The sequence below is a fragment of the Candidatus Manganitrophus morganii genome, assembly GCA_021651055.1.
Taxonomy (GTDB): domain Bacteria; phylum Nitrospirota; class Nitrospiria; order SBBL01; family Manganitrophaceae; genus Manganitrophus; species Manganitrophus morganii.
Genome location: JAJHOH010000001.1, coordinates 3,054,624 through 3,078,124, shown reverse-complemented (window position 1 = coordinate 3,078,124; position 23,501 = coordinate 3,054,624). Strand labels below are relative to the sequence as shown.

Here is a 23,501-nt window from a genome sequence, read left to right as displayed (position 1 = left end):
CATTGCTTACTCACTTTCTATGCCGGGGTTTTTCTGAAGATCCACACCCCTTTTTACCTGAATTCGCTCCCTTTTTCCAGTGTGAAAAAACGAGAGGACGCGATCCCCCTCGACAGACGGGTTTCAATAAAGGTATGATGTTGCGTTACATGCTATCAACTATTGAGGAGATCATTCGATGAAATGGGCATCCGCACTCAGCGAAGGGAAGTCCACCCCGGAAGTGATCGCAGAATTGACGGAAGCAATCCGGACCCAGATGGGAGACGAACCGATCGACATCGCCTTTCTCTTTGTCTCCCCGGCGCTTCTCAGTGACAAGATACCGGCCGCCGTGATGGAATCAATCGGCTGCAGAACCCTGGTCGGCTGCTCCGGCGGGGGGATCATCGGAGGGGGACGGGAAATCGAACACTTGCCGGCGGCGGCGCTGATGGCGGCCCGGCTCCCGGAGGTGGAGATCACCCTGTTCCATTTGGATTCGTCGGATCTTCCCGATCTCGATGCAAGCCCCAAAAAATGGCAGGACTCTTTTCAGGTCGATGCAGAGCAGAAGTCTCAGTTCGTCCTCTTCGCCGATCCGCTCACGTTCGAAGCCGAGAAGGGGCTGATGGGGCTCGACTTCGCCTATCCGAGGGCGGTCAAGGTCGGCGGTCTTGTCAGCGGCGGGAACAACCCCGGCGAAAACGCCCTTTTTCTCAACCAAAAGATCTATCGCTCCGGGATGGTCGGCGTAGCGTTGAGCGGAAACATCGAGGTCGATACAATCGTAGCGCAGGGTTGCCGGCCGATCGGCGCCCCCTTTCCGATTACAAAATGCAACCGGAACCTCCTCACCGAGCTCGACCACAAACCCCCTCTGGAGGTGCTTCAAGAAGTCTACAAGCAATTAACGGAGGAAGATCAAAAGTTGATGCAGCACTCTCTTTTCCTCGGGCTGGCGATGACCCCTTTCAAAGAGACCCTGAAGAGAGGTGATTTCCTGATTCGAAACCTCATCGGCATGGATTCAAAAACGGGGAGCCTTGCGGTGGGGGCTTTCCTTCGCGAAGGCCAGCTGGTTCAGTTCCATCTGCGGGACGCCGAAACCTCGACGGAAGATCTGAAGTGGTACCTGACGGAGTACCAGATAGAAGGAAAAGCCCGATCCGCAAAAGGGGCCCTTCTCTTCTCCTGCATGGGGCGCGGCGAGCATCTTTACGGCGAGCCGAACCACGACAGCGAGCTCTTTCACACCCGGTTCGGCCCGCTCCCCCTGGGGGGATTCTTCTGCAACGGAGAAATCGGCGCCGTCGGCGGGACGACATTCCTGCACGGGTATACAAGCTGTTTCGGTATCTTCAAACCCGCTTCGACCCCTTCTTCCAACGGCTAAAAGCTGAACCCGAAACCGAGCCCGATTCCGATCGAAGGCTCCGATCGGCCTCCCTCTCCCGGCGGCCAAAGATGGATATGCTCGCTCTGCAGGACCGGCTGGACCATCTCCGCCTCTCCGACCTGCTCCGAACGCCCTCCCTCCACTAATCCGACCGCCGTCAATCTCCGTCCGCTGCGGAAGACCGAAGGATCCAAAAAAGAGGGATGAATGAGGACAAACCGTCCACCCGATTCATCCACGGTGATCGGAGCGCGATCTCGTCCGAGCGGTTTCTGGAGAATTTCAATCTCGGTTTTATTTTGCAGATTGCGGATCTCGATAATCTCCCCGCCGACCAGGATTCTCTTCCCCTTGTACGACTCAGGATTTTTTTTCACTTCCTGAAATGAAATCTCTTTCTCCACTTTGCGTTCCAGATCCTCGGGGATCACCTTCTGACCACAGGAGGAAAATATCAAAGAAGAAAGGAAAAGGAGGAGTACCGCCGGCATTTTGGAATATAATTTTTTTTTCATTGCTGCCCCTTAAACGCAGGAAATTAATCCGGCATGAAGAAATACTGATGTTAATTAATTTTAATATTAAGGGGACTTAAAAGTCGATGGGTGATGATTAGATCTGTCTACATCGGCTCTTCCTCTTTCCACATCGTCCGAAGATAGTGGACGATCATCCACACCTCTTCCTCGGTCAGGTGCCGGGGAACAAAAGCGAACATGGCCGTATCCGGAATGCCATATCGAATGGTCCAGAAGAGCTCCCCATCGGCCCGCAGCCTCTGGAATTGGACATCGGTGAAATTGCGCGGGGGAGGACTGAGCATCACCCCGGCTTCTCCGTCGCCATGCCCATTCATTCCGTGGCAGACGAAGCAGTTCCCCTTTCCCTCATACAGAGCCTTGCCGTTCGAGATCGCATCCCCGGAAAGTGGAATCGGGTTCTTAAGCTTTCTCGCATCGGAGGGAGCGCGCGGGCGGCTCATATCAAAGGCCGACACCATCGGATCGGTGTCGGTCGTCACAAAGAGGCTGGTCATCATATGAATCAAACCCGAGAAGAGAAGGATGATCGATCCCAGGATCAAAAAGATGCGAATTGGGTTCATTGTTGATTTCTTCCTTCGGAGAGCTGAAGCGTCACCTCAGCTTGGGTGTCTTTGTCGGCCAGGACGGCGATGGAGCTCGATAACTCCCGGATGAGAAAACGGCTGAAGAGGAGTCCTCCCTTCTCACCGATCACCGTCTCCTGCCTTCTTGAGAAAAAACCCTCCTGTTTTCCATTCCCCCGGTCCAGGAAACCGAGATAGCGAATCTCCCCCAATTCGGCTCTCGCCCGCGCCAGGGCCAGCTCCTCTGCGGTCGGCCCCGTGATTACCGGCGGCGGGGGAAACGCCGGCTCGGCGGAAGGAGGGGGAACCGGACGTGGAGCAACCGCCCGCGGCGGCGGGGGCTTGGGGGCCGGAATCGGCGCGAAGATATTTTTGACCTCTGCCGGCAGCGGAGGAGGCGCTTGGCTCAAGAGCTCCGTTTGGATTTTAATCGGGGAGCTGCTCTCCTTTTTCGTGGCGGTCTGGACCGCCCCCTTTACATATTTCAACGGGGCTCGCTGGGGGCCTTCACTAAAAAGGGCCCGATACGAGAGAAGCGCTCCCCAGAACACCAACAAGCCGATTAAGAGTTTTTTCTGATCCATCCGTCCTCTACGAACCCTTTCCTTCTCGGAAATAGGCTGCGATCCGAAGTTGAAGCTGGATCGCTTCCCCTTCTCTGCTGGAGGAGGCAAGCACCAGATTCTCCAGAACGAGGAAATAGCCCGACTGCTCCAAACGATAAATCAAATTCCGAATATCCCGATAGTTCCCTTTGACGCTGAATGAAATCAGCACCTTCATCAGCCCCGGCGCGCTGACGTTTTCCGGCTGATACGAAATCGCCGGAATCGAGAGGCGATGGGCCGCGGCCGAATCGGAAACAAACGAGACCACTTCCGAAAGCGCCGTCTCCTCGGGAAGGCGCTGGTGGAAGAGAATCAACTCTTGCTGCGCCGTTTTGAGCGTGGTGAGTTGACCGATTTTCGGCCGCTCCGATTGCCATTTGGTTTCCCTGGCAATGATCTCTTTCTGAAGCGGAACGACCCTTCCGGCGTGCACAAAGAGAAGGAGCCCCGCCAAGAGGAGGAACAAAAAAAGCGGCCGGCCAAACCGGGCGAGGAACCCCTTTACGGAGAGGATCATATCCCTCCTCCCCTCGCATTGTACTTAAATCGGATGGAGAAATTCACCTCCTTTTTCCCCTCCCTCTCCGACTCCTCCTGCTGCATTAAAAAGGCCTCCTCGAAAGGAGGTTCCTGGAGACGACCGATCAATTCGGTGACCTCTTTTAAAGAAGGGGCGGACCCTCCCAGGATCACCTGGCCGGTGTTGAAGTCGGGCTGAATCCGGGCGACGGAGAGTTTGACGGGAACACGCTCTTCCAGATCGGATAGAAAGGCGGTCCAGGAGAAACTCTTTTGGCGGAGGAGCTGGTTGATCAGTTGGATCTCATTCTGCATCGCTTTGACCGCGTCGTCTGAAACCCTCCGCCCCATCTTTCCGATTTCTTCCTGGAGCTCCCGCTGTTCATTCATCACGCGGCCGATCCGCGCATCAAAGGCGACCTTACTCTCTTTCATCTCATTGAGCTTCATCAGATCGATTCCGATCAACACGACCATCACGACCATCGCGAGATAAAGGGTGAGCAGAATGACCCTTCGCTTGAGGTAGTCTCCCGACGAGAGATTGATATCAAACCGATCCAACGGGTTATCCTCCGACCGCGGCCGCCGCCGCAGAGATCATCCGCAGGGTCCATTCGGAAGATTCGGGAAGCGAAGACGGAACCGACCGGATGACTTGAGACGGGTTCAAGAAAACAGGAGTGATATGAAATATCTCCTGAAAACGGGCTTCCATTTCGGGAGCGCTATTTTCGAGCAGGAGGAAGAGATGGGTCAGCGTTTGAAGGCGGTTGCCCCCCTCATCGTAAAAAGAGAGGGAATTCCCCAGCTCCTCCAAGAGAAAGTCGGTCGAGCGTTCCGCATCTTCTCCCGTGTGGGGAACCTCCTTCACCCGGATGAAACGGACATGTCCTTGCTCAAAGACCAAGACGGTGAAATTTCGGTCGATCAGACAGACAAAAACGAAGTGGCCCGTCTCCCCTACGGTCCGAGTGATGAGGGGCCGGAACAGGTTGAAGAGATAAAACGAAGTAGGAGAAATACGCCGCGCCTCGATCGGGCGCGCTTCATCGAGCGATTCATACTGCTCGATCACCTCTTTCTTGACCGCCGTTGCAAGGATCTTCGTCCGGCCCCCTTCATGGAAAAGCACCTGATACGAAAACCGAGACTCGCCCAACGGATAGAGGAAGGTCTTCTCCATGTGCCACTGGATCAATTTTTCGAAGTCCTTCCGGCCCGTTGGGAGCTGCTGCAGGTCGAGTAACAGCATCCGAACCGCCGAATCGGGAAGGGCCAGCGTCAAGTGGCGAACGCGGGGAAAGCGATCCAACATCGAACCGACCGATTTTTTCCACCGGTCGATCTGAAGAATATTTTTTTCAACCGGAGAGGGACGGCAGACCCCTTCTTCCAACGCCTCAACGGCGCAATGCCGTATGTCGATCGAATCCCCCCGCTGCGCCGCGGAAGCGATCGAGAGATGGGTCGGCCCGATGGAGAGACCGACATGATCTTGCTTCAAAAAACCCATTTAAAGACCCACATAACGTGCTTTATCTTATTGAATAAACGTGACCCGATTGATCTCCTTGAGGGTCGTCTCCCCTTTGAATACTTTCTCCAGCCCCGCTTGGCGCAGCGTCGTCATCCCCTCTGCTAGCGCCGCGCGGCGGACTTCGGAGGTCGGGCGGCGCGACAGGATCATCTCACGGATCGTATCGGAGAGATTGAGGAACTCGGTGATCGCGGCCCTCCCCTTGAACCCGGTCCCATTGCACTCCGGGCACCCCTTCGGAAGGGCAAAGAGCCGATCTTTATGCTCCGCCGGCTTGAGCCCCGAAATCTCCAAGAGATCTTCAGGGAGGGTCGCCTCTTGTTTACAGACCACACAGAGACCCCGAACCAGCCGCTGCGCCAAAATGCAATTGAGGGAGGAGACGAAATTATACGGCTCGATTCCCATGTTCACGAAACGCCCGATGACATCAAACGCATTATTGGCGTGGACGGTGGTAAAAACAAGGTGCCCCGTCAACGCCGACTGAATGGCGATGTGGGCCGTCTCCGCATCCCGGATCTCCCCGACCAGAATCTTATCGGGATCGTGCCGCAAGATGGAGCGGAGCCCCCTGGCGAAGGTCAGCCCCTTCTTTTCATTGACCGGGATCTGGACCACGTCCTGCAGTTGGTATTCGACCGGATCTTCGATGGTGATGATCTTGTCCTCGCGCGTGTTGATCTCGGTGAGCGCCGCATAGAGGGTCGTCGTCTTGCCGCTTCCGGTCGGCCCGGTCACCAGGACCATGCCATACGGCTCCATGATCGCTTTTCGGAATTTTCGCAGATCCCCCTCGTTAAAACCGAGCCGGTCGAGGCGAAGCTCATTGAGCTCCGCCGTAATGTACTCTTTGTCCAAAATCCGGATCACGACATCTTCGCCGAAGACGCTCGGAAGAATCGAAACCCGGAAATCGACCTTTCGCTCTTCCAGCCGCATCTTGAAGCGGCCGTCTTGCGGAACCCGCTTCTCGGCGATATCGAGCTCGGAGAGGACTTTGATCCGGGTGATCAGCGCCGGATGGAATTTAATATCGAGGGGATCCATCGCGCGGTAGAGCACCCCGTCGATCCGGTATTTCATCAGCACCTGCGTCTCGCTCGCTTCAATATGGATGTCGCTCGCCCGCTTATGAAGGGCGTTGAGGATCAGGGTATCGAGGAGCTTGATGACCGGGCTGGTATCCTTGCTGACCTTCTCGATCGAGAGGATCTCCTCCCCCTTCTCATCCTCTTTGATCAGAACCGGTCTGAAATCGGCCTGAATCTGCTGAAGCACCTGGCCCGATCCCTCGCTCCGCTTCAACGTCTCGAGGAGGGCGGTCCGGCCGCTGACGCCGAAGGTAATCTTCTCTTTCAGAATCAGCGCCAGCTCATCCATCGCCGCAAGCTTGGTCGGATCGGAGATGAGAATGAGGATCTTCCCTTCCGCTTCTCCGTAAGGAACGAAGGGATAACGATACATCAACTCGACCGGAATTTTCTTGAAGTAAGCGGAATCGATCTTGAAATGATCGAGCGGATAATACGGAAGGTGATACTGCTCTGCGAGCGTCTGGGCGAGATCTTCCTCCGTGATGAACCCCTTCTCGATCAACGCCTCGCCGAGACGCATCCCCTTCCCGCTGTACTCTTCGAGGACCTGATCGATCACCTCCAGGGTCACCTTTCCCCTTTTGACCAGGAGGGCGCCGATCGGTATTCTTTTTGTGAAAGGCTTCATCGGATCGTTCCTGCAAGATGGAAAATGGGAAGATACATGGCGATCAAGATCATCGCCACCAGGGAGCCGATCGTCAAAAGAAGGACCGGCTCGACCCAGGTCGTCACCCGCGAGAGGTAGAGATCCAGCTCCTCCTCATGGAAATTGGCCACCTCGTTGAGCATCTCCTCCAGCGAGCCGGTCGATTCCCCGACGGCGATCATCTCGATCGAGATCTTCGGAAAGAGATCGATCTGAGAGAGGGCGGCCGAGATCCCGATTCCCGTCTTCACCGCCTCCCCGGCCCGCCCGACGTCATCACGGACCACCCGATTGGTCATCGACGACGCCACCATCCGGATCGCCTCCACCAGCGGGATGCCGCTCTTCAGGATCGTCGATAAGGTCCGGCTGATCCGGATCAAGTGATGCCGCCGGACAATCGGCTTGATAAAGGGGAAAGAGAGAGAAAGCCGGTCGGCCTGCGCCCGTCCCCATCCGCTTTGGTAGAGGCTCCAGAGAAGCGCCCCGAGACCGGCGGCGGCCACCGACAGCAAGAAAAGATTCCCCTGAATAAAGTGGACGAGTCCAAGCAAGACCTTTGTGAAAAGGGGAAGATCGACCTGTGATCCCTCATAGATTTCGGTGAAAGAAGGCATTACGTAGATCAGCAGAAAGCCAAGCACGCCGAACCCGATCGCCAAAAGAAAAGAAGGATAGGCCAACGCCCCGACGACCTTTTTCTTCACCTCCAAGATCTTCTTTTGATAATCCATAAAGCGACCGATGACCTCGACCAGGTTCCCGCTCTTCTCCCCCGCCCGGAGGGAGGAGACATAGAGATCCGAAAAGTAGCCGGGATGTTTCGCCATGGCGTCGGACATCGCGCTGCCGCTTCGAATATCCTGTTGTACCGTCTTGAGCGCCTCCACAAACCCGGGCTGGCTCCCCCGATCGACGAGGACATCGAAGATCTTCATGATCGGAAGACCGGCCTTCAAGAGGGCCATCAGCTCCTGATTAAAGACCAGAAAATCGCGCGGAGGAAGCCGTCTCTGCATGGAAAGGGTCGGGAGGGAGAGGCCGATCGTCTTGGAAATGGAGAGGACCAGATATCCCTGCTCTTCCAGGCGGCTTCGAAGGAGCGATTCACTTTCGGCCTCTTCCTGTTGAGTGACGATTGTTCCGTCCCCTTTGGCGACACGATATGAAAAGAGAGCCATCATTAAAACCGAGAAGACGGGAGGGGAGAGGCGCCGAACGCCTCACGCCTCCCGTGTTTCATCTTTCTTCGCTTTTTCCCAGAGGGCATCCATTTCCTCCAGAGAGAGCGTGTCGAGCGACACCCCCCGCTGTTTTGCTTCCGACTCCATTATTTGAAACCGGTCGGTGAAACGTTGAATCGTCCCGCGAAGCGCATCTTCCGGGTTCACCTTTAGGAAGCGGGCCGCATTCACCACCGTGAAGAGGAGATCTCCGACCTCCGCTTCAATCCGAGCGGGAACGCCTTCCGCCGCCGCGATTCGAACCTCCTGAAATTCTTCCTCAATTTTACCAAAGACCGGCTCAATCGTCTTCCAATCAAATCCGACCCGGGCCGCCCTCGCCTGGATCTGGTGCGCTCGCAAAAGCGCCGGAAGCTGTCGCGGAATTCCGTCTAATGCCGATTTGCGGGATTGATTTCGATCTTCTTTTTTCTTCATCTCCTCCCATCGGGATAAGACCGCTTGCTGATCGAGGGGAGGGGCCTCCGATTGCTCCGGGGAGAAGACGTGCGGATGCCGGCGGGTCATCTTTTCCAACGAGGTCTTCACGACCGCTTCGATATCGAACTGGCTTCGCTCCTTCGCGATTTGCGCATAGAAGAGAACCTGGAAGAGAAGGTCGCCGAGCTCCTCGCAGAGCGGCTCGGCCTTTCCCGCTTCGATCGCTTCGAGGACTTCATACGCTTCTTCGATTAAAAAGGGCTTCAGCGATTCGGGGGTCTGCGCGAGGTCCCACGGACATCCCCCTTCCGCGCGCAGCCGTTCCATCAGCGCGACGAGCTGATCGAATGATTTCGACATACTTCTCCTTATAAACCCGACTATTATACAAGCTTTGAGGAGAGATGCAAGGGGGAACCGGTTGGTTCACTGAATGGATGGGATGAAATTTCTTGCCGACTATTTCCTTTTGAATGGTGAGGGTAACCGATTGCAACCGCACGCGCTCACCGTGGCATGAGAATCACCCAGCATCAGCGGTCTTTAAATTGGGATGTGTCCCGGTTTTTAAAATTAGGCCACACGGTCCAGCAAACTCCTATCAGGACTCCGGGTCGAACATGATCTCGCGAACCTCCTGCGCGCAGCGACACCCAGCGGCGAGCCGGGCAGCCCAAACGAGTGCCTCCTCACGTGAAGAAACCTCGATGATTGAAAACCCGCCGATAACTGCCTTTGTCTCCGGCACTGGTCCGGCCGAGATGGTCCCGTCTGTCGCAACAATGGTCGATTGCTGGCGCTGGACACCGCCGCCGAAGATCCAAACCCCTGCGGCCTTTGCTTCCCGAACCACATTATGTGATGCCTCGCCCACCGACGGCCAATCTTCATCAGGAATATGGTCCATCGAGCCGTCATCAAACGAAATCAAGTACCGAGGCATCGTATCGTTCCTTCTTTCTGGCCTAACGCCCGCGCTCACCGGCGGGCCGAGCAACGCGAGGCCGTCCGAGTGCAGCGCGTTGTTAGGCGACATGACCCATCTCCGAGTCAGCGCGCGCGCCGGTAGTGCATGGCGACCGCGCCGTTGCGGAGCGGCTTCGCCGAGATCAACTCGAGCCGTCGGGTGCTGGGCAGCCCACTCTCGTACAGGGTCGGGCCGTGGCCGGCGATCCTGGGGTGGACGAGGAACTTGTACTCGTCGATCAGATCCAGCCGGTCCAGCTCGGTCGCAAGCTTGCCGCTACCGAGGAGCACGCCGGCCGGGGTCGCGTCCTTCAGCTTCTGCACACCCGTGCGCAGGTCGCCGGCGATATGGTGGCTGTTGGTCCACGGGAAGTTCCTTCGCGTCGAGGACACGACGTACTTCGGCTTGGCCTCCAACTTGACCGCCCACTCGCGCATCGCCGGCGGTGCCTCCACCTCGCCGCGGGCGACCGCCGGCCAGTAGCTCTCCATCATCTCGTAGGTGACGCGGCCCCACAGCATCGCCCCGCCCTCGTCCATGAGGCGGGTGAAGAAGGCGTGTGTCTCGTCGTCGGCGATTCCCTCCCGGTGGTCGACACAGCCGTCCAGGGTGACGTTGATACTGAAGGTCAAGAGTCCCATGGTGTCCTCCGTTCGAGATACGCGACGAGCCGCCCGCCGTCTGGCTCCAAGGGCACGAGCCCAATTCGCGAGGTGCTCACCCTGTGTCGCCTACCACGGAAATTGAATCGTTGTCGGTCGGGGCCAGGTCTACAAATTGTGTATTAGAGTCCTATAGTCAAATTTGTAGACCTGGCCCTGTTTGTTTTACGCTGTTTGTTTGTACTGGAGAGCGGCAGCGATAAGCTCGTGACGCAATTCCTTGCTCATGATCTGACCCCTAACGTTAAAGGTGAGCCGCCGCTGAACGACCCTCACCAAAATAATGCGGGCTCTTTAGCGGTCGGGCTCCAGCGCCTGGTTGGGCAAGTCGGCATCACGAAACCTGTTCTGTTAGAAATCTCGTCAATTCGTACCCGTATTCAGTTATAGCATATGAGCCGGGCTCATAGCCGAAATAACCTATAGCTGCATCTTGAAGCAAACCAAATCGTATCATCTGATCACAATACGCTTGGACACGAGATTTAGGTATGCCGGTGGCCTGCGCGATCTCATGTAATTGGACATCAGTGGTTGATGACTTACCATCCTTGGGAGTAGAAATTTTATCCTTTTCTTTGATGAAAGCCAAAATTCGGATGTGTTCTACACCGAGTTCATCTATTATCCGGATTAGTCCTTCCTTATATGGAGTTTCTGAATTTCCATGCTTTGTGAAATTGACAAAGAGCTTTGCATAGAGATTAATTTTTTCTTCTTCATGAGTGTGGGCATTTCGGGCTAGTATATCGATTAGAAGAGAAACAAATTCGGTAGAATGAATGAAGCGTTTATCAACTTTACTCTCGTCAACTTTGTCCATCAGTTTTTTTACTTCTTCCGCAAAACTCTTCGAATTTTGTTCAAAAAGTTGAAATGCTCGCGTATCTAGTGCGGAGGTAATCGCTTGCCCGAGGAAGGGAATAAGGGATAATCCACCGTCGATCAGACCCTTGACAATAGGCGAAGTTGAAAAAGCGGTGTTGACCTGATCTATCTTGGAAATAGCTGTGTCTTTGTTTGCCATTTTGATTCGAATTACCTGGTACCGAGCCGCCACTCGCGGGCTACGAGAGCATGATGAGCACTCGCGCTGTTGAGCGGTCGGCTCCAGTGACATGACACTGTTACTTGACGATGACCTTTTGGTTAATTATCGGCGGCGGCTGGATTGCCTGACCACGAGACCGTGGGCCACCAAGCGATGTCCACCCGATCGATGTCAGAACGCCATCAGTGAATACGTAAGGGGTGAACTCGTCGTCTGTCGTGAGACCATCGGGTTGTCGTCCGCTCCGAAAGTACTGGATTTCAATGATGGAGTCACCTTGCCTAAAGGTATCCGACTGCTTGCGTTCTTTGGGCGATAAGGAGGTCTGGGTCGGTGCGAGGGTTGTAAGAACATGCTCTTTGGAGTCGCCGAGTTTCACTGAAGCCGCTGCCGCCCAGTAAAGACCGACAGAACTATCAATCCTCTGCACAGTATTATCAATCTGCATTATGGCGCAACCACCTGTAAGAACCGCAAAGACCACAGGCCAGCCCGCTAGACGACCAATCATAATGGTAGACCTCCAACGTTATCGAGCCCAACGTTGTGCTTCACGCGCGAGCGTTTCGCGAGTCGCGTGGAAGTGTTGGGCATCATGCTCTCTCGAATAGCCGCGGATTGCGGAATTTCTCGCAGATGAGGCCATGGACCAGTCTTTCCCCCCACAGCTCATTTATTCGAAACTGCTTTCCGAACAGAGTGATGCCGAGGTCGTCACTGACTCGTTCTGCTTTGTTCTCAGGAGCAACGACTACAGCCACGGTCATACCTACTATGTAACCGGATGGCAGGTTCCAGCGCACCGCTCCGATCTCGACTGAGCCCGCATCATTGAACTGAAGGCGTGGATCGAGTTCACCTTCATGAGCAATGGGCGTGCGACCAAATTTATAGAGTGCGTCTGTAATACTCACGCCGTTAACCGAGATGCGCGTAAGTACATTACCTGTAGCGACGGCCGAAATGAGCGCTTCTTCGTCTTCTAAAAACGCTCGTATCCGTGAGCCGACGCCTTCCTTTGGTCTTCGTTTCTTGGCGGTCTTGTCGATTGCAGGAAACAGATTGACCAGAGCACCCTCGTAGTCTCTTGATTGCAAGCGTTCAATACACTGTTGAATACGCCTGCTGACTCCACTGGGCTGCGTCACGGTGATGCCCAACATATAATAGACAGAAATTTTTCTGCCTTATTTTACGGAATTTTTTCTGTCTATCTCTTGTTGATCATTCCTAACATATTGAAAATATAATGTAGTCAAAGACCAAACCGGAGATAGGCAGAAAATTTTGTGCTCTAAAATTATGGACGACGGTGGTATATCACATGGAATTTCTAAAATCAATACAGTATGTGTAAACCCGCCGTGAAGGATTGATCGGTCAAAACATGAATCCCCCTCTTCTGACCCATGTGCAGCCCTCCGCTCCTCAACCGAAAAAGCTCCTCGATCAAGTTCGGAAAGTCATCCAACTGAAACAAATAAATGGCGCCCCGTATCGTTTAGATGGGTTTATCTTATAGACTTTTTGGAGTGGGAAGAAAGTCTGATGAGGAGAGGTGGAGATCAGCTTAGCCGAAGAAAGAGGATCCGGAAAGCTCCGGTCTCAAACAAGTGAACCGCTACCACTCGTTGTAAGAAGTCCCGTTGGTCCCGATGATATCGCTGCCGGAGTGGACGTCGTAAATTCCGGATTCATCCCCTTCGGAGACAAAAATCTCAACCCACGTCTCGGTGGTTCCGGTGAAAGGATCGACCGGAATGGCCCGCAGGTATCCCTTTTCGACGAGGTCGGGGAGGGCGGCGGGATAGCTCCCCTGATCCGCGTGGTACTGATCGATGACATCGCGCATGACATAGAGATCTTTCTTGAGCGCCGCCTCTTTGGCTTTGATCGTGGCGATGCGATACGACGGCTCGGCGAGGGTGACGAGGATGCCGACGATCGCCACCACGACCATCAATTCGATGAGGGTAAATCCCTTCTCCCCCCCCCGCCTTATTTTTTTTAAAAGACTATGAATCCGTTCCACGCTTCCCCTTATTTACCTGATTCGTCATTCCGAATTGTCACATGCCTAATCGAACGTTCAATTACTCTCTTAGTATAATCGGTTTCAGCGACTCCGACGCGAGCTGCTTTCGGAGCCGCCGGACGGCTGCGCGGGCCGCCTTCTCGGAGCGAAACGGTCCGACCCGAACCCGGTGGGCGGGTCCGTCTCCCGTTTCAATCGTCTCCATGCGGACCGCTTGACCCTGCCCCCCCAGCTTTTCCTTGATCCGAGCGGCATTCTCCTTGGATTGAAAGGAGCCGACCTGAATGAAAAAATCGCCGTGGCCGCGCATTTTCTCAAAACCGACGATCTCGATTTCAACGTCGGCCGTTCCCGCTTGAATCATTCCCAATTTTCTGGCCGCCTCGTAGGAAAGATCGAGAATCCGATCGCCCACGAACGGTCCCCGATCGTTCACTTTCACCCGAACGCTCCGTCCGCTGTCCAGTTTCGTTACGCGAAGTTGGGTCCCGAAAGGAAGGGTCTGGTGCGCTGCGGAAAGGTCGAACATATTATAAATTTCGCCGCTGCTGGTCGGCCTTCCATGGAAATCTTTTCCATACCAAGAAGCCCGGCCGGTCTCCCGGTAGCCGAGGTCATAATCGGCCTTGCGGGGGGAGCCGGCGCACCCGCTGAACGCAAGGAGTCCGACCAGAATAACGAGATGAATAGAGAGAGAATGAGGAAAAGAGGTTGGAAAGAAGCGCTTTGTGTTAATCGTCAAAGACATGGCCGTCGATTCGCGGGAGTGGAAGGCGGATCCCCCTTTGGGGTCGCGCCGACGTCTTCTCCATCCTCCCGAACAGGGATCGAACCGCTCTGCCCTTTTTTTCCAGCGAAGATGGAAAGACCGTTGGAAAGAAGATTATCGCCCGGCTGAAAAGCCTTTTGGATTGAAAGCGATTTTGCCCGGCGAACCGGATTAATTTCTAATCTTGATCACCCTCATCTTGCAGGAGGGGCAAAAAAGTTTGGGGGTCAGCTCGCTGGCGCAGACGGGACACGATTCTTTGCGTCGCTCAATCGCCCGGCGCGCCCCCTGCCGCCGATCTGCCTGCCGCCGATCTCCTTGGCGGCGGTCTTCCGTTTCATCCCGCCGTTCTCCGGCGCGTCTCTCTTGAGAGTCAATCACTTCGGTCACTCCTCCCTAAAGAAGCGCAAGCAGCCCGACTTCATGCCATCAGAAGGGCTACCACGCCGCAAATCAGATTAATGCTCATCAGGCGAACCGATAGATGATGAAGCCGATTGAAGTCGGGGGGATTCTCCCCGGTTTCCACCTCTTCCACCGTTTGGACGGCGGCCGAACCGGAAGAGGCCAGAACCATCGCGGGGCGCAACGCCCCCTCTCGGGCGACGGCGGCCACTTTGGCCGACGACTGGGAGGCCATCCAGCTGCGAAGTTTCGGCGAGACGACCAGGGCCGAGTAAAGCCCCCCCGCCGACATCACCAGGATGGCAAGATACCGCGTAAGATTCCAGGGGGTGAGATTCTCCCAGGTCCAATATTTGATGATTCCGGTGATCATCAGCGCCGCGATGCAAAAAAGGGAGAGAAGATCGAACTTCCTCAAAATCTCCCCCATCAACTCGCCCGCGGTGCGCCGCGATTTGATCCGCCGGAAAAGAATGGGGGCGACGATTAAACCGATCGCCACGATTCCGCCGACCCAAATGGAAAGGGCCAGCAGGTGAATGAATTGAATCCCCATGAAGTAAAAGTTCGGAATCGGAACTTCCATCGTCCCCTTCTCAATCAGTCTATATCAGTCGATCGAACGCGTGACGCGTCGTTCCCCGACGATTTTGAACACGCACGCGCGTCGCATTCCTCGCAGCTTGCTGCGAAGGTTAGACGCGCGAATACAAATAGAGTCTTTCCATCCTTTCGGGTCGAAGCTCCCCGCAGCTTGCTGCGGGGAGCTTCAATTCCTGAAAATCATTCCTGCAAAAACCTAGGCTTGCGCCGACATTCCGTGACTTCATCCGCGAGCGAGAAGCCCCCTTCCCGAACCCGGCGCAAGAGGAGGAAAAAATAAATTGCCGGGAAGAAAAATGAAAAGCAAAACGCGAAAGCGATGTTTTGAGGAACGGGCGAGGATTGCTTCAGACGGGGGCTTGCTCATGAACCACGTTTTTTCTTCTCTTCCTTATCGATCCAGCCGCTGATGATCTTCTTTTGACTCGCCGGAAGGTCGATAAAGCGAACGCCGACCCCTTCGGAAATAATTCCGTTGTGGTCGTATTTCTTCTTCCAGGTGACCTCGCAGGTGCAGCGAACCTTCGTTTTGTTGTCGGGAAGGATAAACTCGATGGGAAAACGATCTCCGACCTTCAGCGTCTGCGCCGAGGAGAGGAAGAGCCCTCCTTGGCTGATATTCTCGGCATACGCCAGGAAGACCTTGTTGGAGTACTTTCCCTTGACCTCGAGAACGATGAACGGGACCCTGGTGGATTCCCGCCGGTTGACCTTTGGTTTCCGTTCAGAAGTCAGCATATCCCCCCCTCAATCAAAGTAGAAAGATGAGGCTGACTATATCAATTTTGGGGAGATCCGTCAATCAAATTCAGCGACGCGGGGCGTCCCGTTGCTGCGCCGATGTTCTTCCTTCGCCCGATGGCGGGCGAAGGAAGAACCCCTAGTCGATCGTGTCTATCGCTCTTCCGCAAAAGCCAAGAAGGCGATATTCCGGGCGCGCTTGATCGCGGCGGTCAGATGCCGCTGGTGCGCGGCGCAGTTTCCGGAAATCCGCCGTGGGATGATCTTCCCCCGCTCGGTGAGAAATCCCTTTAAAACCTGGATCTCCTTGTAATCGACCGTCTCTTTCTTTTCAGTGCAAAAACGGCAGACGCGCCTCCGTTGAAAATATTTCTTCTCCACAACTCCTCCGTTTTGTTCTTATTCCTGAACACGCATCGTAGGGGCGTATTGCAATACGCCCCTAATTAAAATGGAACCTCATCCATCCCCTCGTCACCGGGCAGGTCGCTGCGGGAAGGCCCCTCCGAGGAGCCGTCTTGACGCTTGGGCAGAAACCGGATCGTCTGGGCGACAACTTCATGCTTGTTCCGCTTCTGACCGTCTTCCGTCTCCCATCGACGCTGCTGAAGTCTCCCGTCGACGATGACCCCCTGGCCCTTGGAAAGATACTGTCCGCTGTTCTCCGCCTGTTTTCCAAAGACCACGATATCGATGAAGCAGACTTCATCTTTGGTTTCTTCTCCCTGCTTGTAGCGGTGGTTGACGGCCAGCCCGAAACTGGCGACGGCCGTTCCGCTCGGCGTGTAACGGATCTCCGGATCCTTGGTAAGGTTTCCAATCAAAATGACTTTGTTAAAGCTGACCATTTTCTCACTCCTCGTTCCGCAGATAAGCACCTTTCTGTCAAAAAAGACGAAAACGACCGCGGAACTCTCAAGTTGATATTATCTCCCTCCGACCGATTCCCGATCACGGAACGATGAGACCGGCTTTTCATCGCGTGCGGGAAGGGTTTTTCCAAGCTGCTCATCCTGGATTTTGATGGTGATGAACTTGATGATCGACTCGTCGAGTCGATAGCTCCGTTCCAGTTCGGAGACCGTCGTCCCGGTTCCCTTGAAATGGGCGATCAGATAGGTCCCTTTCTTTTCCTTCCGCACTTCGTAGGCGAGCTTCTTTTTGCCCCAATTCTCGGTGACGACCACTTCCCCTCCCGCTTTCTGGATCACCCCTTTGATCTTTTCAGTGATCTTGGCGACCTCTTCATCGGAAAGGGACGGTTTGACGATGAAAATCGTCTCATATCCGTTCATGAATTCTCCCTCACGGTTAATCAAGCCCTAAAACAGGTTTAGAGCGAGGATGTTTATAAAGGCATTTGTAGTGCAACCGCACCACCCTGCCGCGATTTCGGACGGCTCTCCGTCCGCTTTGCGCTGCTGAAAGAAAATCCCCTTCCAGGCATTGAAGCTCCCCGCAGCAAGCTGCGAGGAATGCGACGCGCGTGCGTGTTCACTCAAGTTCAACGCCACATTTTTTAACATATCCGATTTTCCGAGTCAATTTGGACCGTTCCCATCCGGCGCACCTAAACATTGAACCGGAAATAGACGCAGTCGCCGTCTTGGACGAGATACTCCTTCCCTTCCAAGCGGAGCAGTCCCTTTTCCTTGATCGCTTGCGCGCTGCCGAGACGGATCAAATCGTCGTAGCGGAAGATTTCGGCCCGGATGAAACCCCGTTCGATGTCGGAATGGATCTTTCCCGCCGCCTGCACCGCCGGGGTCCCCTTCGAGATCGTCCACCCTTTGACCTCATCCTCACCGACGGTAAAAAAGGTGATCAGTCCCAGAAGACGATACGAGGCGCGGATCAGCCGGGCGAGCCCCGGTTCGGTCAGCCCCAACTCCTTCAAGAAGACCGCTCCCTCCTCGGGGGAAAGGACGGCGATCTCCGACTCGATCTTTCCGCTGATGATGATGCACTCGGTCCCCTCCTGCCGGGCGATCTCAATGACGCGGTCGGAGTAGGCGTTCCCCTTCTCGACATCCCCTTCCGGCACGTTCGCCACGTAGAGAATCGGCTTTCCCGTCAAAAGGGCCAGCTCCTTCATGACCGGCGCCTCTTCTTCCGAGAACGGAACCTGTCTCGCCGATTTTCCTTCCGAGAGGGCCTCTTTCAGACGGGTCAGGAGAGTCGCCTCCCGCACCGATTCTTTATCGCCCGACTTCGCCTTCTTCTCGACCCGGAGAAGCCGCTTATCGATCGAATCCAAATCTTTCAGAATCAGCTCGGTATCGATGATCTCCACATCGCGCTTCGGGTTGACCGCCCCGTTGACATGGACGATCTCCGGATCGTCGAAGCAGCGGACGATGTGGACTAGCGCATCGACCTCGCGGATATGGCCCAGAAATTGATTTCCGAGCCCTTCCCCCTTGCTGGCCCCTTCGACCAAGCCGGCGATATCGACAAATTCCATATTCGTCGGCGTCCGCTTCTTCGGCCGATAGATCTCCGACAGCCGCGTGATCCGTTCATCCGGGACTTCCACGATCCCGACGTTCGGCTCGACGGTACAGAAAGGATAGTTCGCGACCGCCGCGTTGGCGCGGGTCAGCGCATTAAAAATGGTCGACTTTCCGACATTCGGAAGCCCGATAATTCCACAATTGACTGCCATATTTTTCCTAAAACACGTGAGGCGTGAGCCCTCTCCCCTCACGCCTCAACGCCTTAATGGTACCGATTCATCGCCTCGGTAATTCGTCCCTCTAAAAGAAGCGGAAGCGCCTCGACCCCTTTGTCGATCGATCCTTCCACCTGCTTCAATTCTTCCGATCGAAAGGGGGTCAGGACATAATCGGCCGGATCTTGGCTTGGGTCGCGACCGATTCCAACGCGGAGACGAATAAATTCATTGGTTCCAATTGCATCGATGATCGACGCCACCCCACGATGGCCGCCGGCACCCCCTTTGGTCCGAACTCGAATCCGGCCGCACGGGAGGTCGAGATCATCATACACCACAATCATTTCGGAGGGGGAGAGACCGAAAACCTGAAGAAGATACTGAATCGACCGGCCGCTTCGGTTCATGAAAGTCTGCGGCTTCACCAGAACCAAATCGATCTGCCCGGAGGGGACGGCCAATCGGCCCTGTCCTACCCTGGCTTCACCCTTCTTTTCGGAGAGAGAAATACCGTGGTCTTTTGCGAAAGAATCGATCAGCCAAAAACCGACGTTATGTTTGGTCTCCTCATACTCCGGACCGGGGTTCCCCAGCCCGACGATCATTTTCACGATCCGCTTCCCAAAAAACAGGGGGTAGGGAATAGGGTGTAGGGGGCAGTTAAAATCATTTTTCCAAACCCCACTCCCTGTTTTAGAAACTTACTTCTTGGTCTCTTTTTTCTCTTCCTTCCCCTTCGCCTCGGGTTTCGCTTTGGCCTCTCCCGCTTTGGCCTCTCCCTTCCCCCCCTCGGCCTTCGGAGCTTCCTCTCCCTCCTTTTTGGTGAGGACCTCCGGCTCCTTGATCTCCTTGGGCGCGGTCAAGAGCTCTTCCAGCTTCGCCTCGGAAATCGGGGCGGCGACGGAGACGACCACCTGGTCGGGATCGGTCATCACTTCGATCCCTTCCGCCAATCGGATATCCTTTGCATGAACCGATTCCCCGATCGCCAACGCGGAGGCATCCACCTGAATATGATCCGGAATCAGCGAAGGGAGACAGCGAATCTCCATCTCGCGGAGGTTGTGCTGAAGCACCCCTCCCTCTTTCACCCCGACCGACACCGTCCCGGTGACCTCGACCGGCACCTTGACCACGATCGGCTCATTCATATTGATCTCGAAGAGATCGGCATGCAAGACCTTTCCGGTGATCGGGTCCCGCTGAAAGTCACGCAAGATCGCCACACGGGATTCCTCGCCCGATCCCCCCGTGATTTGGAGGGTAATCAGCGTATTTTCTCCCGAGGCCGAATGGAGCACCTTGTTGATATCTTTGGGGTCCATGGTCAGCAGGGTGGAAGCGCCGGCGCCGTAGAGCACCGCCGGGATTTTTCCGCGCATTCTCAGCTGCCGGGCGACACCCTTGCCGGCCTCTTTTCGAAATTCACTTTGAATCTCAATCTTTTGCATAAAACCTCTCTTGTGGGAGGGACCTCCCGGTCCCGATTCTGATCTAGCCTATCATTCTTTATACGAAGAGAGAGCTGACCGACGCCTCTTCGTGAATCCGCTTAATCGCTTCACCGATGAGGGAAGCGATCGACAAAACGGTAATTTTCTTACAGACCTGCTCTTTCCCCTTCAGCGGGATCGTATTCGTCACCACGATCTCATCAATGGGGGCTTCGGAGAGCCGCTGCAAGGCCGGACCCGATAGGACCGGGTGCGTGCACCCGGCAACGATCCGGGCCGCTCCCTTCGCTTTAATCGCCGCCGCCGCCTGTGCGATGGTCCCCGCCGTATCGATCATGTCGTCGAGGATCAGGATATCCCGCCCGACGACATCACCGATAATATTCATAATCTTCGTCCGGTTGGGTCCCTCCCGCCGTTTATCGATAATAGCCAAACCGACATTCAATCTCTTGGCGAAGGCCCGCGCCCGCTCCACCCCCCCCGCATCGGGGGAGACCACGACAAGATCGTTAAACTTCTTCTTCCTGAAATAGTCGAGCAAAACCGGCGTCGCATAAAGATGATCGACCGGGATGTTGAAAAAGCCTTGGATCTGTCCGGCATGAAGGTCGATCGTCAAAACCCGATCGGCCCCCGCCGTTGCGATCAGATCGGCCACGACCTTCGCCGTGATCGGCACCCGGGGTTGGTCTTTCCGGTCCTGCCGCGCATATCCGTAATAGGGGATGACCGCCGTGATCTTCTCTGCCGAGGCGCGCCGGAGGGCATCGATCAGGATCAGCAGTTCCATGATATGATTATTCACCGGTTCCGAAGTCGATTGAACGACAAAGACATCGCTGCCGCGAACATTCTCGTCGATCTTGATGAAGATTTCTCCATCACTGAACGTGGAGACGACGGCATGTCCGAGCGAGATACCGAGGTAATCACAGATCTCTTTGGTGAGGACTGGATTTGAATTACCCGAAAAAAGCTTCAACCGTCGCATGGAAAGCGATCCTCATCATAAGCCCCGCAGACAGTTCTGATGCGCTCCGTTTCCGCGTCAACAGACTGTTTTGGGGTGGTTTGGCTGGGGCGCCAGGGATCGAACCTGGGCTGCGAGATCCAAAATCTCGTGACCTGCCAGCTAGTCGACGCCCCAATAATAAAAACTATACCGGCGACCTTCTCAATATTCGGGCGATCCACACCTTTACCAAGTCCTTCTTTTCGAAGGCGGCGGCGGCCTGTTTGGCCGAAGAATAGTCGCTGAAGCAGGCAAAAAGGGTCGGACCACTACCCGACATCATGACACCTTTTCCTCCCAAGCCGAGGAGTTCCTTCTTGATTTGGGTGAGTTGCGGAAAGGCCTCTAACGTGACCGCTTCCAAGTCGTTATGAGGGCGGTGATAGATCTCCCTTAAAGACGGTCTGTGCGCAATAAATTTGTTTATAGTAATCTCCCGGTCGCTTTTTGTCAACCCTAATTTTCGCGAAAACGCCTGATAAACCCAAGCGGTCGAGACGGCGATTCCGGGGTTGACCAGCACCATCCATCCCGCTCCGTTCGCCGTCGCCGGCTCAACCTCATCCCCCCTTCCCGTCGCCCAAGCGGTCGGACCATAGAGGAAGAAAGGGACATCGCTTCCGAGCGTGGCGCCGAGGCGGGCCAACCGCTCACGCGACCAACGGAGACCCCAGAGGCGGTTCAGACCGACCAACGTCGCCGCCGCATCGCTGCTTCCCCCTCCCAGCCCCGCTGCAATCGGAATGTTCTTGGTAAGCCGGATGGAAACCCCCTTCGATCGCGCCTCCCCCTGGAAAGCGGCCTTTTGGAGCGCTTCCGCCGCCCGAAAGACGAGGTTGGAGCGATCGACCGGAAGGGAAGATCCATTTACAATCGTTAAGCGAACATCGGATGGCTCTTCCCGGAGGGCGACGAAATCATAAAGGCCGACCATCTGCATCAGCGATAGGATTTCATGGTAGCCGTCTTCTCTCCGCCCGAGAACCTTTAAATAAAGATTGACCTTGGCGGGGGCCTTCACCAAAACGGTTTTTTTCATTTGATCGATGTCAGTATGATGAGGTTATTCAGAGGGGGGATTGTACGATATTCCGGCGCAAAAGGCGAGCGGGGCGGAATTTTTTGCTAGGCAAGGGGATCGTCGGGGTTGTCGTCAGCGTCGTCTTCAAGGTCCGGATCGACCTCCCCGTTTTTCAGCTTCTTGATGCCGTATTTGTCGAGCCGGTAACGGAAGGAGCGAAAGTTGAGGTGAAGGAGCTTGGCCGCCTCTTTCTTGACCCAATTTGTCTCCTGTAAGGCCTTCAGGAGAAGCTCCTTTTCGATCTTCCCGATCAGATCTTCCAAATGGAGCCCGTCTTCGGGGATGGCGGCCGGAATCGGAAAGCTCTCCTCCGGTTTAAGAAAACCTTGGTTAAAATCGGCCAGGGTCAGCATTTTATGGGAGGCCAGCGCGACGGCGCGCTCGACCACGTTCTCGAGCTCTCGCACATTTCCCTTCCACTCGTGGTTCATCAAGACACGCATCGCCTCCGGTTCAATCCCCTCGATTTCTTTTCCAAGGCTCTGATTGAACTTGCGCAGAAAGAAATCGGCGAGCATCGGAATATCTTCCGGCCGCTCCCGCAAGGGAGGAAGGTCGATTGGGATCACATCCAAACGATAGTAGAGATCTTCGCGGAATTTCCCTTCCGCCACCATCTTCTCAAGATCGCGATTGGTCGCCGCGATGATCCGAACATCGACCTTCAAATCTTTTGTTCCGCCGACGCGGCGGAACTCTTTCTCCTGGAGGACCCTCAAGAGCTTGACCTGGATCGACAGGGAGGTCTCCCCGATTTCGTCGAGGAAAATGCTCCCTTCGTGAGCAATTTCAAAAAGCCCTTCTTTGTTTCCGATCGCCCCCGTGAAAGAGCCCTTCATATGACCGAAGAGCTCGCTTTCCAGCAGCGCTTCCGGAAGCGCGCTGCAGTTGACGGTGACGAAGGATCGATCGCGCCTGGCGCTGTTGAAATGAATCGCCCGCGCAATCAGCTCCTTCCCCGTTCCCGATTCCCCGTAGATCAAGACGTTGCTCTTGCTGTCGGCGACTTTCCGGACCAGATCGAGCACCCGCTTCATCTTCTCGCTTCTTCCGATAATCTGGGTGAAGGTCGCCTGGCCCTTCAACTCGCGGCGAAGCTGGGTATTCTCCTGGCGCAGCTTTCTCCGCTCCAGAGCATTCTTGATGATCAACTTGACCTCATCGATCTGGAACGGCTTGGTCAAATAATCATAGGCCCCTTCTTTCATCGCTTCGACGGCCGTTTCGGCGGAGGCATAGGCGGTCATCATGATCACGATCGTCTCGGGAGAAAGCTCCTTCAGCCCCTTTAAGAGATCGAGGCCGCTCATACGGGGCATCTTCATGTCGGTCAGGACCAGATCGAAGATGTCCTTCTCCAATACCTTCAAGGCCTGATCGCCGTCTTCTGCCGTCTCGACGAAATAGCCCTCTTTCTTGAGGACAATCGACAGGAAGTCCCGCATGCTCTTTTCATTGTCAACGACCAGTACTTTCTCCAT

27 protein-coding genes, 1 tRNA gene and 1 pseudogene are annotated in these 23,501 nt (G+C 55.2%); 1 reads left to right on the top strand and 28 read right to left on the bottom strand.

Annotated features, from left to right (window positions below):
• The first annotated feature begins 178 nt into the window (after positions 1-178).
• Positions 179-1,375, top strand: a complete 1,197-nt coding sequence (locus tag MCM46_14225; protein ID MCG3112969.1) for an FIST C-terminal domain-containing protein — start codon at positions 179-181, stop codon at positions 1,373-1,375.
• On the opposite strand, the gene MCM46_14220 is transcribed toward MCM46_14225, so the two are convergent.
• The 28 genes and pseudogenes from MCM46_14220 to MCM46_14085 form a co-directional block, all read right to left on the bottom strand.
• Positions 1,372-1,893 (bottom strand): Slp family lipoprotein, encoded by a 522-nt coding sequence (locus MCM46_14220; GenBank protein MCG3112968.1) that lies wholly within the window; start codon positions 1,891-1,893, stop codon positions 1,372-1,374. The two genes, MCM46_14225 and MCM46_14220, sit on opposite strands and share 4 nt — an antisense overlap.
• Positions 1,894-2,000: 107 nt before the next feature.
• Complete coding sequence (locus MCM46_14215) at positions 2,001-2,483, bottom strand: c-type cytochrome (protein ID MCG3112967.1); 483 nt, start codon at positions 2,481-2,483, stop codon at positions 2,001-2,003.
• Positions 2,480-3,070 carry a hypothetical protein gene (locus MCM46_14210; GenBank protein ID MCG3112966.1) on the bottom strand — a complete coding sequence of 197 codons (591 nt, stop codon included), beginning with the start codon at positions 3,068-3,070 and terminating at the stop codon, positions 2,480-2,482. Before MCM46_14210 ends, MCM46_14215 begins: the two co-directional genes overlap by 4 nt.
• Before the next feature lie 7 nt (positions 3,071-3,077).
• The gene (gene pilO / locus MCM46_14205) at positions 3,078-3,611 is read right to left on the bottom strand and encodes a type 4a pilus biogenesis protein PilO (GenBank protein ID MCG3112965.1); all 534 of its coding nucleotides are present in this window, start codon (positions 3,609-3,611) and stop codon (positions 3,078-3,080) included.
• Entirely contained in the window at positions 3,608-4,177 is a 570-nt protein-coding gene (locus MCM46_14200) for a PilN domain-containing protein (GenBank protein MCG3112964.1), read from the bottom strand. The genes pilO and MCM46_14200 overlap by 4 nt, the downstream gene beginning before the upstream one ends.
• Positions 4,178-4,181: 4 nt before the next feature.
• Positions 4,182-5,129, bottom strand: coding sequence for a hypothetical protein (locus tag MCM46_14195; GenBank protein ID MCG3112963.1), 948 nt, complete (start codon positions 5,127-5,129; stop codon positions 4,182-4,184).
• A gap of 27 nt (positions 5,130-5,156) precedes the next feature.
• Positions 5,157-6,878, bottom strand: a complete 1,722-nt coding sequence (tadA, locus tag MCM46_14190; protein ID MCG3112962.1) for a Flp pilus assembly complex ATPase component TadA — start codon at positions 6,876-6,878, stop codon at positions 5,157-5,159.
• Positions 6,875-8,080: a type II secretion system F family protein gene (locus MCM46_14185; protein MCG3112961.1), complete on the bottom strand. Its 1,206-nt coding sequence runs from the start codon at positions 8,078-8,080 to the stop codon at positions 6,875-6,877. The genes tadA and MCM46_14185 overlap by 4 nt, the downstream gene beginning before the upstream one ends.
• Positions 8,081-8,122: 42 nt before the next feature.
• The gene (mazG, locus tag MCM46_14180) at positions 8,123-8,923 is read right to left on the bottom strand and encodes a nucleoside triphosphate pyrophosphohydrolase (protein ID MCG3112960.1); all 801 of its coding nucleotides are present in this window, start codon (positions 8,921-8,923) and stop codon (positions 8,123-8,125) included.
• A gap of 241 nt (positions 8,924-9,164) precedes the next feature.
• Positions 9,165-9,599, bottom strand: a complete 435-nt coding sequence (locus MCM46_14175; protein ID MCG3112959.1) for a YciI family protein — start codon at positions 9,597-9,599, stop codon at positions 9,165-9,167.
• Between the two features lie 14 nt (positions 9,600-9,613).
• Entirely contained in the window at positions 9,614-10,171 is a 558-nt protein-coding gene (locus tag MCM46_14170; GenBank protein ID MCG3112958.1) for a dihydrofolate reductase family protein, read from the bottom strand.
• 355 nt (positions 10,172-10,526) lie between these two features.
• Positions 10,527-11,219, bottom strand: a complete 693-nt coding sequence (locus tag MCM46_14165) for a MarR family transcriptional regulator (protein MCG3112957.1) — start codon at positions 11,217-11,219, stop codon at positions 10,527-10,529.
• A gap of 100 nt (positions 11,220-11,319) precedes the next feature.
• On the bottom strand, positions 11,320-11,754 hold the full coding sequence (locus MCM46_14160) for a hypothetical protein (protein ID MCG3112956.1): 435 nt from the start codon (positions 11,752-11,754) through the stop codon (positions 11,320-11,322).
• Positions 11,755-11,836: 82 nt separating this feature from the next.
• Positions 11,837-12,406 carry a hypothetical protein gene (locus MCM46_14155; protein ID MCG3112955.1) on the bottom strand — a complete coding sequence of 190 codons (570 nt, stop codon included), beginning with the start codon at positions 12,404-12,406 and terminating at the stop codon, positions 11,837-11,839.
• A gap of 719 nt (positions 12,407-13,125) precedes the next feature.
• Positions 13,126-13,203 (bottom strand): annotated as a pseudogene (locus tag MCM46_14150) (general secretion pathway protein GspG).
• 133 nt (positions 13,204-13,336) lie between these two features.
• The gene (locus MCM46_14145; protein ID MCG3112954.1) at positions 13,337-14,026 is read right to left on the bottom strand and encodes a septal ring lytic transglycosylase RlpA family protein; all 690 of its coding nucleotides are present in this window, start codon (positions 14,024-14,026) and stop codon (positions 13,337-13,339) included.
• 442 nt (positions 14,027-14,468) lie between these two features.
• The gene (locus tag MCM46_14140; protein ID MCG3112953.1) at positions 14,469-15,038 is read right to left on the bottom strand and encodes a DUF4149 domain-containing protein; all 570 of its coding nucleotides are present in this window, start codon (positions 15,036-15,038) and stop codon (positions 14,469-14,471) included.
• A 380-nt stretch (positions 15,039-15,418) separates the two neighbouring features.
• The gene (locus tag MCM46_14135; GenBank protein ID MCG3112952.1) at positions 15,419-15,793 is read right to left on the bottom strand and encodes a PilZ domain-containing protein; all 375 of its coding nucleotides are present in this window, start codon (positions 15,791-15,793) and stop codon (positions 15,419-15,421) included.
• Between the two features lie 156 nt (positions 15,794-15,949).
• On the bottom strand, positions 15,950-16,177 hold the full coding sequence (rpsR, locus tag MCM46_14130; GenBank protein ID MCG3112951.1) for a 30S ribosomal protein S18: 228 nt from the start codon (positions 16,175-16,177) through the stop codon (positions 15,950-15,952).
• Positions 16,178-16,242: 65 nt separating this feature from the next.
• Positions 16,243-16,644, bottom strand: a complete 402-nt coding sequence (gene ssb, locus MCM46_14125) for a single-stranded DNA-binding protein (GenBank protein MCG3112950.1) — start codon at positions 16,642-16,644, stop codon at positions 16,243-16,245.
• Positions 16,645-16,722: 78 nt separating this feature from the next.
• Positions 16,723-17,091 (bottom strand): 30S ribosomal protein S6, encoded by a 369-nt coding sequence (rpsF, locus tag MCM46_14120; protein MCG3112949.1) that lies wholly within the window; start codon positions 17,089-17,091, stop codon positions 16,723-16,725.
• A gap of 275 nt (positions 17,092-17,366) precedes the next feature.
• Positions 17,367-18,461, bottom strand: coding sequence for a redox-regulated ATPase YchF (ychF, locus tag MCM46_14115; GenBank protein ID MCG3112948.1), 1,095 nt, complete (start codon positions 18,459-18,461; stop codon positions 17,367-17,369).
• A gap of 53 nt (positions 18,462-18,514) precedes the next feature.
• A complete protein-coding gene (gene pth / locus MCM46_14110) occupies positions 18,515-19,075 on the bottom strand; it encodes an aminoacyl-tRNA hydrolase (GenBank protein ID MCG3112947.1) in 561 nt (186 codons plus the stop codon).
• 96 nt (positions 19,076-19,171) lie between these two features.
• The gene (locus tag MCM46_14105; protein ID MCG3112946.1) at positions 19,172-19,921 is read right to left on the bottom strand and encodes a 50S ribosomal protein L25; all 750 of its coding nucleotides are present in this window, start codon (positions 19,919-19,921) and stop codon (positions 19,172-19,174) included.
• Positions 19,922-19,979: 58 nt separating this feature from the next.
• Complete coding sequence (locus MCM46_14100) at positions 19,980-20,918, bottom strand: ribose-phosphate pyrophosphokinase (protein MCG3112945.1); 939 nt, start codon at positions 20,916-20,918, stop codon at positions 19,980-19,982.
• Between the two features lie 81 nt (positions 20,919-20,999).
• Positions 21,000-21,074, bottom strand: a tRNA-Gln gene (locus MCM46_14095).
• A 10-nt stretch (positions 21,075-21,084) separates the two neighbouring features.
• Positions 21,085-21,978: a 4-(cytidine 5'-diphospho)-2-C-methyl-D-erythritol kinase gene (gene ispE / locus MCM46_14090; GenBank protein ID MCG3112944.1), complete on the bottom strand. Its 894-nt coding sequence runs from the start codon at positions 21,976-21,978 to the stop codon at positions 21,085-21,087.
• Between the two features lie 86 nt (positions 21,979-22,064).
• Positions 22,065-23,501, bottom strand: a complete 1,437-nt coding sequence (locus MCM46_14085; GenBank protein MCG3112943.1) for a sigma-54 dependent transcriptional regulator — start codon at positions 23,499-23,501, stop codon at positions 22,065-22,067.